Here is a 17,677-nt window from a genome sequence, read left to right on the forward strand (position 1 = left end):
AATGAAAAGGCTTGTTTTTTTCCTGTTAACTATATTCCTACCCTTTTCAGTTTCTTCTCAGACAGTTGGATTGGTCTTAAGTGGAGGAGGAGCTAAAGGAGCTGCACATATTGGAGTTATCAAGGCTCTTGAAGAGAATAATGTTCCTATTGATTATGTTACGGGAACATCTATTGGAGCTATTATTGGAAGTTTGTATGCAATAGGATATACTCCTGATGAAATGCTTGAGTTGATGTTGTCAGAAGAATTCGGTTATTGGCAAAAAGGAAAAGTAGAAGATGATTATATGTATTATTTTCGAAAGCCAGATGCAACTCCCGAATTCTTCAATATATCTCTTGATTTTTCAGATTCGTTGCATATTAAGACAAATTTCCTTCCTCAAAGCCTTATTGACCCGATACAGATGAATCAGGCTTTTATGGGTCTTTATGCTCAGGCTTCAGCAAAAGCAGGCTGGAATTTTGACAATTTGTTTGTTCCCTTCAGATGTGTCGGCTCTGATGTTTACAATAAGAGAGCCGTTATATTCAAAAATGGAGATTTGGGTGATGCTGTCCGCGTGTCTATGACTTTCCCAATGGTATTTAAACCAATATGGAAAGATAAAGTCCCATTGTTTGATGGTGGTATTTATGATAATTTCCCGGTTAAACCTATGCAGGATTCTTTTAATCCTGATTTCATATTAGGTTCAAACTTGTCAAGTGGTCCGAATAAACCATCAAATAATTTGTATAGTCAGCTAGAGGCTATGATTATGCAGGATGGTCAGAAAGGGATATCCGAAGAGGAAGGAGTTACGGTGCGTTTCAATTTCCAGGATGTTTCTTTATTGGATTTTGACCGTGCGGAGGAACTTATGGAAATAGGTTACAAACGTACTATGCAATTGATGGATTCCATCAAGAAACGTGTGCCTCGTGAACTTCCAAAAGAGGACTTGGCAAGAAGGCGTAAAGAATACAGAGATAATCTGCCACCATTGGAATTCAGGAATATTTATATTACTGGTGTTACTGAAGCGCAGAAGAAATATATCGAGTCTCAGCTGCACCGCGATATAAATGGAACTTTCTCGATGGAAGAATTTAAGAAAGCATATTTTAAGATGCTTGCATATTCAAAGATAAAGGAGATAGTTCCTCATGCAGTTTATAATAGGCGTAACAAGACTTTTGATCTTTATCTGGATGTCAAGATGTCAGAAGAAATTGATATAAATTTCGGAGGTAATATTTCTTCTCATCAGGCAAATCAGCTTTATTTGGGGTTAGGTTATAAATATCTAGGCAGATTTGCATCAAATTCAAAAGCTGGTTTTCATGTCGGAAATTCTTTTAGTGGAGTTTTGTTGGATGAGCAGATTTTTCTTCAGACACGTATTCCTACATATTTAAGATGGCAAGGAGTATTTTCATATAAAAAATATACAGAGACACAATCTTTATTTTATGAAGATGTTGTTCCTGCTTTTATTAAGCAGAAAGAACTATATACGAAACTTACTCTCGGTTTTCCTTTCCTGAATATGGCGAAGGCGGAGATTGGTTTTGCTTATGGCGTGCTTAACGACTATTATTTGCAATCAACTGATTTATCATTGTCAGATTCTCAGTTTGATCATAGCAGGTATGATTTGTTCTGTGGTTCTTTGCATATCGAGCATAGTACTCTTGATGCAAAACAATATCCTATATCTGGTGAAGAAGTTAGTTTGACGGCGCAATATGTTACTGGGTTTGAGAATTATGAGCCATCACGCTCTGAGCTATTAAATTTGTTCAGCCGGAAAACACATACTTGGTTACAGATGAAAGGTCATTGGGAAAAGTATAGTAGTTTGGGTAAGAACTTTAAATTAGGTTATACTGGAGAATTAGTTGTTTCCAGCAAGAACTTAATGGAAAACTACACAGCTTCCATACTTCAAGCTCCGGCGTTTACGCCAACGCCCCATAGCTCAATAGTTTTCAATGAAGCATTCAGAGCTAACCAGTATGTTGCTTTAGGATTATCACCGATTTGGAAATTCAATGACATGTTCCATCTTAGGTTTGATATGTATGGTTTTTCTCCGTTATATGAAATTCAGAATCATTCAGTAGTATATAATAATTCAGTATTGAATGTTGCTAAATATGGTAAATTCATGCATTCTTTCCAATATATGGGTGAGTTAGCTTTGGTTGTAAATCTTCCTGTAATAAGTCTTAGCCTTTATGCAAACGGATATAGTTATCCGGATAATAATTTCAATTTTGGACTTAATATTGGTTATTTGATATTTAATCCAAAGATGTTGGACTAATTATCTTTTGATAAAGAAGTAGAAATAATAATAGGATCACTCCTTGTATGACTTAGGAGTGATCCTATTTTATTTTGACACCGAACTCTTTCATATTTGAGAGTTCATTAATTTTTCTTTTAGATTAGATAATAGCTTTTCTTATTCTAATCAGTTTTTCCAATAAACCTTCAAGCAAATCAAGTTGAAGCATATTTGCACCGTCTGATTTAGCAATTGATGGTTGTGGATGTGTTTCTATGAATAATCCATCTACACCAACAGCAATTGCAGCTTTAGCTATGGTTTCAATCATTGAAGGTAAGCCTCCGCTTACACCTGAAGTCTGGTTTGGTTGTTGCAATGAATGAGTAATATCCATTACTACGGGATAACCAAAAGACTGCATTTCCGGAATACCTCTAAAATCAACAACTAGATCTGTATAACCGAATGTTGTACCTCTTTCTGTAAGCATTACATTTTTATTACCGGCATCTGCGACTTTTTGAGCGGCAAACTTCATAGCTCCAGCAGAGAGGAACTGTCCTTTTTTAATATTTACAATTTTTCCTGTTTTGGCAGCTGCCACCAACAAATCAGTTTGTCTGCATAAAAAAGCCGGAATTTGCAGAACATCAACATACTCAGCAGCCATATCTGCTTCGTGAGTTTCATGGATATCAGTGACTGTTGGTATATTGAAAGTTTCTCCTACTTTTCTTAGAATTTTCAAAGCCTTTTCATCTCCAATTCCTGTAAATGAATCAAGCCTTGAACGATTAGCTTTTCTGTACGAACCTTTGAATACATATTTTATATCGTGTCGTTGTGCTATTTCAGAAATCTTTTCAGCGATTCTCAGAGCCATATCTTCTCCTTCTATTACACAAGGACCGGCTAGAAGGAAAAAGTTTTCTTTGTTTCTCAAATCTTCAATTGAAAGCATAACTTGTTTATTTATTATTTTATAAAGTCTAGAACCTTCTCTATTTTTTCTTCTGTTGGAAGCGTAGCATCAATCCAATGTATCGTAAAGCCACGTCTTTCCATCCCACGAAACCATGTCATTTGACGTTTTGCAAACTGATGGATAGCTATTTCAAGTTGTGAAACCATGTCTTCGTAACTTAACTCCCCAATGATATATTGTGTCAGGAATTTATATTCCAATCCATAATATATCAAATCTTCAGGTTTAACACCTGTGTTAAGGATGTTTCGGACCTCATCCACCATGCCTTCGTCCAAACGACTTCTTAATCTTCGTGATATTTTTTCCCTTCTCAGCTCTCTGTCGATTTGCACACCAATTATCAAGCTGTTTATTGGTTCATATTCGTTCTTATCCGGAGCTTGAGTTTTGTAGTATTCTTCAATTTCAATAGCCCTAATAGCCCTTTGTGCCGAATCTACATCTGTTTTATTGTGTAACGTTTTATAGCTTGAAAGAATTGTTTCAAGTTCTTCTAAAGATTTTCCTTTAAGACTATTTCTTAATTCCGGATTAGGAGGAACATCTAAAAGCTTATAACCTTTAAGAACGGCTTCGATATACATCCCCGTTCCTCCACAGAGAATAGGTAATTTCCCTTTATCTTTTATACTATTGAAAGCCTTGAAGAAATCATGCTGATATTCGAATACGTTATATTTATATCCTGGTTCACAAATATCTATAAGATGGTATGGTATCTGTTTACCGTTTACAATGTAATCAGCCAAATCTTTACCAGTTCCAATGTCCATTGAGCGGTAAATCTGACGTGAGTCACCACTGATAATTTCAGTATCAAGCCTTTCAGCAAGAGCTGCGGCAAAAGCTGTTTTTCCGGAAGCCGTTGGTCCCAGTATTGTTATCAGCTGATAATCTGAATTATGTTTTGTATCGTTGTTCATCATAAAACAAAGATAAACAAAAAAAGCCGCATCCAAAAGGATGCGGCTTTGAAACTATATAATCTTTATAGATTAGCAGTTTACAGATGCCATGTGAGCGATCAAATCCAATACTTTGTTAGAGTAACCGATTTCGTTGTCATACCAAGAAACAACTTTAACGAAAGTATCAGTCAAAGCGATACCAGCTTTAGCATCGAAGATAGAAGTACGAGTGTCACCCAAGAAGTCAGAAGAAACAACAGCATCTTCAGTGTAACCAAGAACACCCTTCAATTCGCCTTCAGAAGCTTCCTTCATAGCAGCGCAGATTTCAGCGTAAGTAGCTGGTTTAGCCAAGTTAACTGTCAAGTCAACAACTGAAACGTCCAAAGTAGGAACACGCATTGACATACCTGTCAATTTACCGTTCAATTCAGGGATAACTTTACCTACAGCCTTAGCAGCACCAGTTGAAGAAGGGATGATGTTACCAGAAGCAGCACGACCACCTCTCCAGTCTTTCATTGAAGGACCGTCAACTGTTTTCTGAGTAGCAGTTGTTGAGTGAACTGTAGTCATCAAACCGTCTGTGATACCCCATTTGTCGTTCAATACTTTAGCGATAGGAGCCAAGCAGTTTGTAGTACAAGAAGCGTTAGAAACGAACTGAGTACCTTTAACGTAAGTCTTTTCGTTAACACCGCAAACGAACATTGGAGTGTCATCCTTAGAAGGAGCAGACATTACAACATATTTAGCACCAGCCTGGATGTGAGCCTGAGCTTTTTCTTTAGTCAAGAACAAACCTGTTGATTCAACAACATATTCAGCACCTACAGCATCCCATTTCAAGTCAGCAGGATTCTTTTCAGCTGTAACGCGGATTTCTTTACCGTTAACGATCAATTTGCTGTTTTCAACGTCAGCTTCGATAGTACCTTCGAATTTGCCGTGCATTGTGTCATATTTCAACATGTAAGCCAAGTAATCTACTGGGCACAAGTCGTTAATACCTACGATCTGGATATCGTTTCTGTTCTGAGCTGCACGGAATACGAAACGGCCGATACGACCGAAACCGTTAATACCTACTTTAATCATTGTAATAATAGTTTTTTATTGGGTTTATTAAAAAATGTTGTCTTTATAAATCTAAACAACTTTAAGAACTTATTAGGTTCTTTCTTTTAACGCCGCAAAGTTAATTATCTTTTTTATGAAGACAATCAAATTCGGCAAAAAAGTGAGTCTTTAAGTCTAATTAAATGTTAAATCTCACTTTTCTTTGAACGGAAAAGTGAAGTAATCATCTTTCTGGCTTTTTTTATGCCCCAACTGAGCATAATAGGCTGAATAATTTCCCACGCAACGGGTAGAAGACCTTTCGCAATAGAGATGTAATCGCTTAAACCAAACGAAACAGGTGGTATCGCATCCTTGCTGACACTCTGGTTTGTTTCCTTCGTTTTATTGGTAGATTTATTTGCAGGAAACAGCAGCGAAGACAAACCGGAAATCAACAAGCTTCCTGCATTTTCCTGGAAATAGCAAAGTGTTTCGTTTAGCTTTGTTTCTTGTGCTTTACATTCTTCCTGCAGACGGGCTTTGTCAGCCAATAGTTTCTCCAGTGGTGTTTGCTGTCTGTTGTTCATTGTCGGAATTGTTTTTCTTGTCATCATTAGCCGTAAGTGCAGCAATGATTTCGTTTATGACTTTGTTTCTGATTTCATCTCTCAATGCGAGGATAATTACTATTAGAATAAGATACAATCCTGCCACAATGCCGAAACCGGCTCCAAACGAATCAAGCAATTCACTCAGAAAGAATCCTAATGCCAAAAAAATGAATAGTATGGCGAAAAAAGCCAGGAATACAAGAATCAAACCATATGAGAGAATGCTGATAACTTTCCCCATTCTCTCATATGCGTTCAATTTGAATAGTTCTGTCCTGAGTTCAACATAATTGGTCAGGTCTTTCTTCAGTTCCTGGAAGATTTTGTCAGAATCATTCATCTTTTATTGTTATTCTGTTGCAGTGTCTTCAGCTTTAGCAACTAATTCCTGTTTGCTTTCTTTGTATTTAGCAATTGCTGAATTGAAACCTTCTTTTACTTTGCCAACTACTCCGTTAAGTTCTTCAAGAATTTCTTCTTTTCTGTCAGTTGCCATCAAATATCCTACTGCGCTACCTACTGCAGCACCAATAACCAAGCCTAATAATAATTTTGAATCTACATTTTTCATATTACTTTTTCTTTTATGTGATTAATAATACGCCTAAGATAGACGATTTATTTCTTATTAATAAGTTTATATGTATAAAATGTGTTAATTTATTTGCAGTATTAAATTTTTTCTAACATTACTGTGCTTTTACAGCAACCCAATTGTCTTTTTCGGAATAAGAAACCAGATTCAATCCGTTTTTATTACATTCTTCCGAGATTGCTGGGATATCTTCAGTGTAGAATCCGCTCATAAATAATGTTCCTCCATCTTTCAGATGAGCTTTATATACGTGCATATCGTTCAATAGAATGTTACGGTTGATATTGGCAAATATGATATCAAATTTTCCGAATTCATCGATTTTTTCTGCTCCACCAAGTGCTGTCTGTATCTCTTCGGTATGATTAAGCTTGATATTCTCTATTGCATTGTTATAAGCCCATTCATCAATGTCAATAGCAACAACACGTGATGCATTTTTCATTTTTGCAAGAATTGCCAGCACGGCTGTTCCACAACCCATGTCCAGAAGTTCTTTTCCTTCAAGGTCAAGTTTCAGCATTTCGCTTATCATTAGGAAAGTTGTAGCATGGTTTCCTGTGCCGAAAGCCATTTTCGGGTCTATGATAATGTTATATTTATATCCTGGTTCATCCTCATGGAATGAAGCTCTGATAATGCAGTCATTATTTATTTTTATGGGCTTAAAATAATTCTTTTCCCATTCTTCATTCCAGTCGCGGCTTTCAACGTATGAAGTAGTATAGTTGAACTCCACGCCATCAATAGGGAAGGAAGCAAGAACTTCCTTGATAGCATCTTCATTATAAACTTTCTCAGAAATATATGCCTGCAAGCCGTTTCCGTTTTCAGTGAAGCTTTCAAAACCAACTTCGCCTAACACGGCAGCAAGAATATCATTTATAACTGAAGTTTCAATTTCAGAATTGTAAGTGAAATTAAGCTCGTAATAGTTCATAATATTTTAGTTTTTGGCAAATCTACAAAAAAATCTTATAAACAGTAGGGAGGAAATTAATTTACATAATTCTTGTGTTCGGATTTTGATGCTAATGATTCATGTTTTTCATAATATATGGAAAACTTTTTCCATATATTGTGAAAATAAATTTCCATATATTATGAAAATCTATTTTCATGCTGATGAAAAAAGTTTTTCAGGGCGAGAAAATTTTATGAAAATGCAATTCTTTGACTAACAGGGTATTATAAAGATGGCGTTTTGTTGCTGAAAAATAAGTCTATTTAGGTATGGATTATTTGAGATTGTAAACAAATTCAATTTTCGAATACATATATATGTATAAACAAAAAAGGCATTACGGAGATATAAGTTCCGCAATGCCTTAAATGATTATTTATTGAAACAGTTTATTTTACAAAAGGAGCATTCAGCAAATATTTTGCACTAGCTTCAACGCCTTCAAACTGTGGGCGATGTTTTCTTCTGTCGCTTTCCAATTCAACGAAATAATTCAAAACTCCGATTTCTCTTGCTTTTGTAAAGATCTTTTCAAAATTCATCATACCTGAATCTCCAAGAATCCAACGGTCTTTGATATGAAGCAGTTTGATGCGATTTGAATAATCTTCCATCCATTCAATTGGGTCCTGCTGTCCCATCACAGTCCAATATACATCCAATTCAAACATTACTTTATCAGGGTCTGTATTCTTCATGAACAATTCCTGTATATAAGTACCTTTTGGAGGAGCCCAAGGATTAGGATTCTGTTCTGGTTTTTCTCCAGCTTTAAGAACACGTTTGAATTCATTGCTGTGATTGTGATATCCCCAAAGAATACCTGCTTTGTTTGTAATTTCACCTGCTTTATTGAAGATTTCGCAAACACGTTTTGCATCATCTTCGTTTTCGATTTTTGGTAAACTTGGCTGAACCATATATTTCACTCCAATTTCAGCATGTATATCTGTTGCCTTTTTCCAGAAGTCTTCAAATTTTGAGATATTTTCCGGAGTATATTCACGAAGATTTGGAGTAAGGTGTGAGCTGGTAATTCTGATACCTGCGTCATCAGCTATTTTCTTATATTCTTTACCTGAGAAGAATATCTGGTTTTCCTTAGAATATGTACCGAATTTACCAGTGTTTTCCTGATAACCGAACAATTCAAGGTCTGTATAACCCATCTTAGCCAATCTCTTCAATCCATTAGGAAGGTCTTTAAGCAAATCTTCTCCAAGTGAGTATGTCTGCAAACCAATTTGTTTTGCAGTTGTAGCGTTGGCAGACGTTGTTGAATTAGTATTTAAAAGATTGTTTGATGAGGCAAAAGCATTCTGACTTGCCAATCCGCCTAAAGTCAGAAGGGAAATATTCTTCAAAAAAGTTCTTCTGTTTGACATAATTTTAAATTTAAAGTTCAACAATTATTATACTCACAAATATAAAATAGATTTTTAGTAAAAACTACACTAAAAATATTGAAGTGTTCAATTCTTGACTTTCGTCAATTATGTCCTGACTTCAGGATTCAAGGGCGGATTTTATCTTTTCCATTGCTTTGTCGGCATCGCCATATTCTTCCAGAAGTTTCACAAATTTACTTCCAATGATTATTCCGTTTGCATAATCCGTTGCTGCATCTTTAGTCGCTTTGTTGCTTATACCGAAGCCGATAAGCCTTGGATTGTTGAGTTTCATATTGTTGATTCGTGAAAAATATGAAATAATGTTTTCTCCGAAACTATCCTGTGCGCCGGTAGTTGAAGCGCTGGAAACCATATAGATGAAACCATCAGTATGATTGTCGATTTCAATTATTCTGTCTTCTGAAGTCTCCGGTGTAATCAGCATTATAACTTTTATATCGTAAATATCTGCAATCTCTTTATATTCTTTGATATAGTCCGAAAAAGGCAAATCCGGAATTATAACTCCGTCAACACCCACGCTGCAACAGCTTTTGCAGAATTCCTCAAATCCATATTGCATGATCGGATTCAGATATCCCATAAGAACAACAGGAATATCAATTGTCTGTCGCATATTTTTCAGCTGACTGAAAAGCAGGCGCAATGACATTCCATTGTTCAGAGCTTTCTGTGTTGCTTGCTGAATCACAGGTCCGTCAGCCATAGGGTCAGAGAACGGAATACCAATTTCCACCATATTCACATCATTTCTTTGCAGAGCTTGCAATACATTCATTGTTGAGTCTTTTTCCGGGAAACCTGCCGGAAAATATATTGACATCACTTCTTTATTTTTCTCCTGGAATAATTTATTTATGCGGTTCATAGTTGTTTACTGTTTTATTGAGTTTATGAAATTCTTTATTTTATTTACGTCTTTCAGAGCCGGAGATATTTCGAATCTGCTGTTTATGTCGATTCCGGCAAACATCTTATGACTGATTTTATTTATCGCATCTTTGTGGCCGTCATCAATTCCTCCGCTGATGATGAAAGGCGTATTTCCCTTATAATTATTCAGCAAATTCCAATCAAAAGATTTGCCTGAGCCGCCGAATTCATTGCATTTCGTATCGAACAGGAACATGTCGGCACAATCATTGTAAACTTCAGTTTTTCCGAAATCATTTTCATTTTCAATTGAAAATACTTTTATCACGGAATAACCTTCTTTTCTCAGAGCATTGCATAAATCAGGATTCTCATTCCCATGCAATTGGATAATATCAAGGTTGTATGCTTCTGCCATCGGAATAATTTGTGAGAATTCCTCATTTACAAATACACCTGCCTTTTTACATTTTATATTTCTCAACAGCACTTTCAGCCTTTCGTTTTCTCCTTCTTTCTCAACGAATCGAGGTGAGGAAGGGAAGAAGATGAATCCCATTATATCTATTGGAAGTCCGCTTATCTGAATGATATTTACGATATCACGCATTCCGCAAACCTTAATGATTTTGTCAGAATTCATAATTGACCGGATTTTTCTATTTGTTCGATAAAATCTTGTAAAGCTTTTGCCGGACTTTCACATTTCATAAATGCTTCTCCTATCAGAAAACCTTTGAATCCTTTTTCCCGAAGGCTCAAAACTGTTTCCGGCGTTGAAATACCACTTTCGGCAATAAGCAGCGGAGAAGAATGTTTTTCCGGATTGTCTTTGAGGAATCGCTCAACTTCCTCGGACAACGACATGGAATTCTGTACGTCTGTGTGGAATGTTCCGAGATTGCGGTTGTTTATTCCCAGCAAGTCGATGTCTTTACTCAGATATTGCAGCTCCGAAGCCTCGTGTATCTCCAGTAATGTTTCCATTCCAAGCTCTTTGGCTTTTGCTGCAAGAATTCTGCATTCTCCCGGTGACAAGGCTGCGGCAATAAGAAGAATTACATCTGCCCCGATAATCCGGCTTTCATATATCTGATATTCATCAATTATGAAGTCTTTGCGCAAAAGAGGAATATTTGCCAATTCTCGTGCTTTTATGAAATCTGCAGTATTTCCACCAAAGAATTTGCTGTCGGTCAGAACTGAGCAAACACTAGCTCCGGAATTACAATATTCCGGAACAACTTCCTCTACTTTTGCATCCGGATGAATCCAGCCTTTCGAAGGACTGCGACGTTTGAATTCTGCTATAATTCCACTTCCTGACTCCGACAAAGCTTTCCTTGCCGAAATAGGTTTGTGACTCGCGCCTTTGTCAAATTCCTTTATTAATTCTTCTTTGCTGATTGAGGCTTTACGCTCTTCAACTTCCTTTCTCTTATTAGCTATTATTTCTGCCAGAATATCCTGTTTCATTGCTCTATCAGCTGTTAAGTTTAACGAATTTGTTGAATTTCTGCAATGCTGCTTTACTGCGAAGAGAATGAGCTGCTTCATTTATGCACTCTTCGATAGTCTTTTCCGGACAAATAACTTGTATTGCGAAAGCAGCGTTGGCAATAACGCAGTTCATCTTTTCTTCACTTGCGGTACATTGTAATACGGAATCGAATATTGCTGATGCTTCTTCCACTGTTTCGCCTCCGCACAAATCACTTTCGCTGTTTTGTTTGAAACCAAGCATCTGTGGTGTGTATATTTTCTCTTTTCCGGCAGTGGACACTTTGAATTCTCCTGTCAGAGAAATCTCGTCATATCCGTCAAGGCTGTGAACTACGGCAAATTTTGTTCCGCTTTCCTGATATGTGTAATTGTAAAGGCGCAACAACGGCAGATTATACACACCAAGAAGCTGATATTTCGGTCTTGCCGGATTTACCAGCGGACCTAATATATTGAAGAAACTTCTCACTCCCAGCTGTTTTCTTACCGGAGCAACAGCTTTAAGTGCCGGGTTGAACAGCGGAGCATGCAGATAAGCAATTCCGCACGATTCCATCGACTGGCGTATTTTTGAAATATCATTACTGAACTTTATTCCATGCTGCTCCATAACATTGCTGGCGCCGCTCACCGATGTAGCTCCGTAGTTGCCATGTTTCACTACCGGATAACCTGCGCCGGCAACTACAAAACATGCTGCCGTACTGATGTTGAATGTATTCTTTCCGTCGCCACCGGTTCCCACAATATCTATAGGCTCGAATTCGTCCAAATCCACCGGAATACACATTTCCAGCAAAGCATTGCGGAAACCAATTATTTCTTCTACGGAAATTTCTCGCATAAGGAAAACTGTTATGAGGCTGGCAATCTGAGCATCGTTGTATGCGCCGCCGGCAATTTTGTGTAATATGCCTTGTGCCTCTTCCTTTTCCAAATATTGGTGTTCAAATAGTTTATATAATGTCTCTTTCATTTCGCTTACATTTTAATCCAGTTTTCTATCATTTTCTTTCCTTCGGGAGTCAGTATTGATTCCGGATGAAATTGAATGCCGCGTACATCATATTCCTTATGTCGCAATGCCATTATTTCACCGTCTGCTATTGTAGTTGCTGTTATTTCGAGACAGCCCGGAAAATCTTCTTTTGAAACTACCCATGAATGATATCTTCCTGCCATAAATCTTTTGCCTATGCCTTCAAACAATGCATCATCCTTGCAAACTTCCACTTCCGAACTGATTCCGTGATGCACTTCCTTCAGATTTATCAGCTTCGCTCCAAATGCTTCGCCGATTGCCTGTTCGCCAAGGCATACACCAAGAATACTTTTGGTCGGTGAATATTTGTGGATAAGAGGAAGAAGTATTCCAGCTTCCGACGGGATTCCAGGTCCCGGAGAAAGAAGTATCTTGTCAAAGCGATCCACTTCTTCAAGAGATATTTTGTCGTTGCGGTGAACTTCCGTATCTGCTCCAAGTTCTTTCAGTATGTGAAGCAAATTATATGTGAAAGAGTCATAATTGTCGAATAATAAGATTTTCATATCGTTGATATTTTGTGTTTGTAATCTTTCTGCCATTATATTATATTGTGATGGCGGAATTTCAGTTAATAATGTTTTCTGCCAAAGATATTGCTTTTTTCAATGCGCCGAGCTTGTTGTTTACTTCCTGCAACTCTCTTTCCGGATTGCTCTTTGCCACAATGCCAGCACCAGCCTGATAGAACAACGTGTTTCCGCGACTCACAAATGAACGTATGGTTATTGCCTGATTCAAATCACCGTTGAAACCGATGAAACCAATGCATCCGCCATAGGCTCCGCGGTCGTTTTTCTCAATTTCACTTATGAGCTGCATCGCACGCACTTTGGGAGCTCCGCTTAGTGTTCCGGCAGGAAATGTGTCGATATATGTCTTTATTGAAGAACTGTCGTCTTTTACTTTGCCGCAAACCCTTGAAACCAGATGTATGACGTGGCTGTAGTATTGCACTTCCTTATAGAAGTTTACTGAAACATTCTGGCAATTCCTTGAAAGGTCATTACGTGCAAGGTCAACAAGCATCACGTGTTCGGCATTTTCTTTCGGGTCGTTGAGCAAAGCCTCTGTCAGTTTCTTGTCCTCATCCGCATTGCCGGTTCTGAAAGCTGTTCCGGCAATTGGGTCGATACTTGCCGTTCCTTTTTCTATTTTGCAGTGAGTTTCCGGAGAAGAACCGAAAATGCGGAAACCGCCGAAATCGAAATAGAAAAGATAAGGTGATGGATTTATGCTTCGCAATGCTCTATAAACTTTAAAATCGTCGCCTCTGAATGGCTGGGCAAAACCACGGCTCAGCACTATCTGGAATACGTCGCCACGCAGACAGTGAGATATTCCGCGGCGAACCATTTCCTTGTATTCCTCGTCGCTCACCGGCGATGTTTCTTCTCCATTGCGATAGAAATTATATGAAGCATAATTTCTGTTGTTTATCATTGTTTCCAGACTTTGCAGATTTGACTTTTCTGCGTCTGAAAGCAATTCCACAAGTTTCAGCTCGTTCTTGAAATGGTCGAAAATTATGATATACTTATACATTATATATAGCATATCCGGAGCATCATTCTCGTTATGATGAAATTCTTTTATATCCACCGGCTCAAAATATTTCACGGCATCAAATGCTGTGTAGCCGAATAAACCATATTTATCTTTGTCTTCTCCTTCGATAATGAATTTTCCAAGAAACTCATTTATGCCGCAAGCTACGTCATAATTTTCGTTTAATGTCTTTTCCTCTTTGTTTCCGTCCGGGAAAGTGAAAGAACAGATATTGCTGTTAACGCTCACACGTGCCAACGGACACAGTGCGATATAAGAAAGACTGTTTGAATTACCGTGGAAATCCGAACTTTCCAGCAATGCTGATTCAGGATAAATGTCACGAACTTTCAGATAAATACTTACCGGAGTCTGTAAGTCTCCAAGCACTTGTTTGCTATTGGTATTGAATTTGTATTTCATAACGTAGATTTTGCTTTAATGTAAGTTTCCATATCTTTGTCTCCTCGTCCCGAAACTGTTAGAACAACAATGTCATCAGCCTTAAAGTTTATCTTCTCCAACGCTGCCAGAGCATGTGAACTTTCGAGTGCGGGAATTATGCCTTCAGTTCTTGTCAGTTCGAATGCTGCCTTAAGAGCTTCATCATCGTTTATGGCAAGCACTTTTGCCCTCATCGAAGCTGAAAGGTTTGCGTGCATCGGACCGATACCAGGATAGTCCAGACCTGCGGAAATTGAATAAGGCTCTTCAATTTGTCCGTCCTCGTTCTGTATCACCAAAGTTTTCGAACCATGGATAACACCTTTCTTGCCGAGGTGAATTGTCGCTGCGCTTTTCCCTGTTGTAATTCCCAGTCCACCAGCTTCGGCAAGAACAATCTTGACACGTTCGTCGTCCAGATAGTGGTAAATAGTTCCGGCTGCATTGCTTCCCCCGCCAACGCAGGCAATGAGATAATCGGGATAATCGCGTCCTTCTTTTTCCATCAATTGCTTTTTAATTTCCTCGCTGATAACGGACTGAAGACGTGCCACCATATCAGGATAGGGATGAGGACCGACAGTGGAGCCAATAATATAATATGTGTCCGATGGATGACAGCACCAGTCTCTGATGGCTTCGTTTGTCGCGTCTTTCAGTGTCATATTGCCCGAAGTTACCGGAACCACTTTTGCACCGAGCATTTCCATTTTCTGCACATTCGGCATTTGTCGTTCCACATCAGTTTTCCCCATATACACAATGCATTCCATATCCATCAGAGCGCATACGGTTGCTGTTGCAACACCGTGCTGTCCGGCTCCGGTTTCGGCAATTATTCTTTTCTTGCCCATTCTTCTTGCCAGCAGAATCTGTCCGATAGTGTTGTTTATCTTGTGAGCGCCGGTATGGTTGAGGTCTTCTCGTTTCAGATAAATGCGGCATCCATATTTTCTGCTCAATCTTTTTGCCAGATAAAGAGGAGAAGGGCGGCCCACATAATCTCTCAGAAGCTGCTCATATTCTTTCTTGAAATCATCACTCTGCAGCACTGTGAGATATGTATGCTGCAATTCATCAACACAGCGGTGGAGTATTTCTGGAATATAAGCTCCGCCGAATTCACCATAGAAACCGTTTTCGTCAACTTGATAAGTTTTCATATCCATCGTATATTATTTTTTATATTAATTCATTCCCTTAAAATCCATAGATTACCATTTAATCTTAAAACTAAGCCTTAGTTTTTAAGAATTAAGTTTTAGTTTTTATAAACTAAGATTCAGATTTTATAATCTAAGCCTTAGTTTTAAGATTAGGATTAACCTTTATAACTTGTTTTTATATCTTTGGTGATGATATATTTCCTGAATATTTTCTTGGATTTGTGTAAAAAAGAAAAGCGGTCCGCCGCAAGTGCGACAGACCGCTTTTTGTATAATCTAAAAATTCAGGAATTCAATCAATCTTCGTATATACATAAGTGTCTTCGTCTCTTACGACCGTTCGGGTTGTATGAGGCGCCACCACCAAAATGTATTTACGATAAATGTTGTCATTGTATTCTATTATTTCGTTGTTTTCTTTTACTTCGTTGGCAAATGTATGGACTAAATTTTAAAATGCAAATATTTTGAGAGTTTTTTTAGATATTTTTTTTCGTGCGAATAAAATCCGGTTAATACCAGCAATTATGTCTTAACCCTGCAAATAGCTGATTTGAATACTGTTTCTTTTTATTTATCCAAAAGATTACGTTGTCAAGAGATTTTAGAAACATTATTATCTATATTATTATTGTTGCAAATTGGACTAACATATTTTAAAATTATCCGAAAAATTCCAGTATCTTTGCATACGATTGAACACTAAAATTGATTAACAAAAACACGGAAAAAGTATGAAGAATGTTATTCTCCCTGTAGGCTTGGCGCTTTTGGCAAGTGCAGTGGTAAGCTGTTCTACAACCGAATACAAAAAGTATGAAGGGGATAAGGCAAAACAAGTTGCTTCAATTATCCGCGAAAACGGTTGTATGGACTGCCATTCTGCAAATGCTCCTGTACCTTTCTATGGCAAATTGCCTATTATTGGCAAAGTAGTTGCAGATGATATGGTTCAGGGAACACGCTATGTGGACTTCACATCAATGCTTGAAGCATTGGAAAATGGCGGAAAGGTTTCAGAAGTCGATTTGGCTAAGCTTGAAAACACAGCTTTGAGTGGCTCAATGCCTCCTGCTAAATTTTCTTATATGCCAAATCATTGGGGAACCAATCTTGACAATGATGAGAAAGCCGTGATTCTTGCTTGGGCGGCAGAAGAGAGAAAAGCCAACTTTAAGTCGCCGACAGTATGTGATGAATTTGCAAACGAGCCTTTGCAGCCGTTGATGGAATCTATTCCTACTGATTCAGCGAAAGTTGCTCTTGGTTTTGCTTTGTATCACGACACACGTCTTTCTGCTGACAACACTGTTTCTTGTGCAACTTGCCATGGTCTTAACACTGGTGGTGTGGACCGCAAGCAGTTCTCAGAAGGTATTGGCGGACAGTTTGGTGGCGTTAATGCTCCAACAGTTTATAACTCAGCTTTGAACTTCGCCCAGTTCTGGGACGGACGTGCTGCCGACTTGAAAGAACAGGCTGCCGGACCTCCATTGAACCCAGTGGAAATGGGACATAAGTCATTCGATGATATTTGTGCCGTTCTTGCTGAAGACAAAGAATTTTCTGAAATCTTCAAGAAAGTTTATCCTGACGGTTTCACTCAGTCAAATATTACAGAAGCAATTGCTGAGTTCGAAAAGACATTGCTTACACCTTCACGCTTCGACAAATATTTGCGTGGCGACAAGTCTGCTCTTACTGCAGAAGAAATCGAAGGTTATGCTTTGTTCAAGGAAAACAAATGTGCAACTTGCCACGTTGGTATGAATATCGGTGGTCAGTCTTATGATTATATGGGTATTAAGAACAGCTATTTCGATTATCGTGGAACCGGACTTACTGACGGTGACAACGGACGTTATGCTGTGACTAAGCTCGAGAGCGACAGACATAAGTTCAAGACTCCGACATTGCGTAATATAATGATTACTTATCCTTATATGCATGATGGTTCGGTTAATAGTGTTGAGGATGCTGTACGCATTATGCACGAGTTCCAGATTGGAACAACTATATCTGATAAAGATATGACTAAGATTGTTGCTTTCCTTGGTTCATTGACTGGAGAGTATAATGATGAGGAATTGAAATAATAAAAATGCGCCTGAATAAGGAGCGTGAAAATTTCTTATATTAATGCAGAGACACTGAGGATACAGAACTTGACTGTGAATAGGCAAAGAATTCTGTATTTTCGGTGTCTCTGTTTTTTTCTTTGATAATTAATGACAGTTATTGTCTGCTATTATCTAAAGCCTTGTCAACTTTATTATTAAC

17 protein-coding genes are annotated in these 17,677 nt (G+C 38.0%); 2 read left to right on the plus strand and 15 right to left on the minus strand.

What is annotated here, in order from left to right:
- The first annotated feature begins 1 nt into the window (after position 1).
- Positions 2–2,314 (plus strand): patatin-like phospholipase family protein, encoded by a 2,313-nt coding sequence (locus ACYIAR_RS14800; RefSeq protein ID WP_480330675.1) that lies wholly within the window; start codon positions 2–4, stop codon positions 2,312–2,314.
- A gap of 124 nt (positions 2,315–2,438) precedes the next feature.
- Here ACYIAR_RS14800 and kdsA read toward each other — a convergent pair whose 3' ends face one another.
- From kdsA to trpB, 15 genes are all read right to left on the minus strand, one after another.
- A complete protein-coding gene (gene kdsA, locus ACYIAR_RS14805) occupies positions 2,439–3,242 on the minus strand; it encodes a 3-deoxy-8-phosphooctulonate synthase (RefSeq protein WP_480330677.1) in 804 nt (267 codons plus the stop codon).
- Positions 3,243–3,256: 14 nt separating this feature from the next.
- Complete coding sequence (miaA, locus tag ACYIAR_RS14810; protein WP_480333673.1) at positions 3,257–4,192, minus strand: tRNA (adenosine(37)-N6)-dimethylallyltransferase MiaA; 936 nt, start codon at positions 4,190–4,192, stop codon at positions 3,257–3,259.
- A gap of 72 nt (positions 4,193–4,264) precedes the next feature.
- Entirely contained in the window at positions 4,265–5,275 is a 1,011-nt protein-coding gene (gene gap / locus ACYIAR_RS14815; protein WP_480330679.1) for a type I glyceraldehyde-3-phosphate dehydrogenase, read from the minus strand.
- A gap of 167 nt (positions 5,276–5,442) precedes the next feature.
- The gene (locus ACYIAR_RS14820) at positions 5,443–5,853 is read right to left on the minus strand and encodes a hypothetical protein (RefSeq protein WP_480330681.1); all 411 of its coding nucleotides are present in this window, start codon (positions 5,851–5,853) and stop codon (positions 5,443–5,445) included.
- The gene (locus tag ACYIAR_RS14825) at positions 5,783–6,190 is read right to left on the minus strand and encodes a phage holin family protein (RefSeq protein ID WP_480330683.1); all 408 of its coding nucleotides are present in this window, start codon (positions 6,188–6,190) and stop codon (positions 5,783–5,785) included. Before ACYIAR_RS14825 ends, ACYIAR_RS14820 begins: the two co-directional genes overlap by 71 nt.
- A 9-nt stretch (positions 6,191–6,199) precedes the next feature.
- Positions 6,200–6,421, minus strand: a complete 222-nt coding sequence (locus ACYIAR_RS14830; RefSeq protein WP_480330685.1) for a YtxH domain-containing protein — start codon at positions 6,419–6,421, stop codon at positions 6,200–6,202.
- A 118-nt stretch (positions 6,422–6,539) separates the two neighbouring features.
- Positions 6,540–7,385, minus strand: coding sequence for a 50S ribosomal protein L11 methyltransferase (gene prmA / locus ACYIAR_RS14835; protein WP_480330687.1), 846 nt, complete (start codon positions 7,383–7,385; stop codon positions 6,540–6,542).
- Between the two features lie 413 nt (positions 7,386–7,798).
- A complete protein-coding gene (locus ACYIAR_RS14840; RefSeq protein WP_480330689.1) occupies positions 7,799–8,794 on the minus strand; it encodes a sugar phosphate isomerase/epimerase family protein in 996 nt (331 codons plus the stop codon).
- 121 nt (positions 8,795–8,915) lie between these two features.
- The gene (gene trpA / locus ACYIAR_RS14845) at positions 8,916–9,689 is read right to left on the minus strand and encodes a tryptophan synthase subunit alpha (RefSeq protein WP_480330691.1); all 774 of its coding nucleotides are present in this window, start codon (positions 9,687–9,689) and stop codon (positions 8,916–8,918) included.
- A 6-nt stretch (positions 9,690–9,695) separates the two neighbouring features.
- The gene (locus ACYIAR_RS14850) at positions 9,696–10,337 is read right to left on the minus strand and encodes a phosphoribosylanthranilate isomerase (protein ID WP_480330693.1); all 642 of its coding nucleotides are present in this window, start codon (positions 10,335–10,337) and stop codon (positions 9,696–9,698) included.
- Entirely contained in the window at positions 10,334–11,170 is an 837-nt protein-coding gene (gene trpC / locus ACYIAR_RS14855; protein ID WP_480330695.1) for an indole-3-glycerol phosphate synthase TrpC, read from the minus strand. The genes ACYIAR_RS14850 and trpC overlap by 4 nt, the downstream gene beginning before the upstream one ends.
- Before the next feature lie 7 nt (positions 11,171–11,177).
- Positions 11,178–12,173: an anthranilate phosphoribosyltransferase gene (trpD, locus tag ACYIAR_RS14860; protein WP_480330697.1), complete on the minus strand. Its 996-nt coding sequence runs from the start codon at positions 12,171–12,173 to the stop codon at positions 11,178–11,180.
- A 5-nt stretch (positions 12,174–12,178) separates the two neighbouring features.
- Positions 12,179–12,745, minus strand: a complete 567-nt coding sequence (locus ACYIAR_RS14865; protein WP_480330699.1) for an anthranilate synthase component II — start codon at positions 12,743–12,745, stop codon at positions 12,179–12,181.
- 61 nt (positions 12,746–12,806) lie between these two features.
- The gene (locus ACYIAR_RS14870) at positions 12,807–14,210 is read right to left on the minus strand and encodes an anthranilate synthase component I family protein (RefSeq protein ID WP_480330701.1); all 1,404 of its coding nucleotides are present in this window, start codon (positions 14,208–14,210) and stop codon (positions 12,807–12,809) included.
- A complete protein-coding gene (gene trpB, locus ACYIAR_RS14875) occupies positions 14,207–15,394 on the minus strand; it encodes a tryptophan synthase subunit beta (RefSeq protein WP_480330703.1) in 1,188 nt (395 codons plus the stop codon). Before trpB ends, ACYIAR_RS14870 begins: the two co-directional genes overlap by 4 nt.
- Before the next feature lie 737 nt (positions 15,395–16,131).
- Here trpB and ACYIAR_RS14880 point away from each other — a divergent pair.
- Entirely contained in the window at positions 16,132–17,493 is a 1,362-nt protein-coding gene (locus ACYIAR_RS14880) for a cytochrome c peroxidase (RefSeq protein WP_480330705.1), read from the plus strand.
- Positions 17,494–17,677 lie beyond the last annotated feature (184 nt).

Source organism: Parabacteroides sp. KHUB-01 (assembly GCF_056640935.1).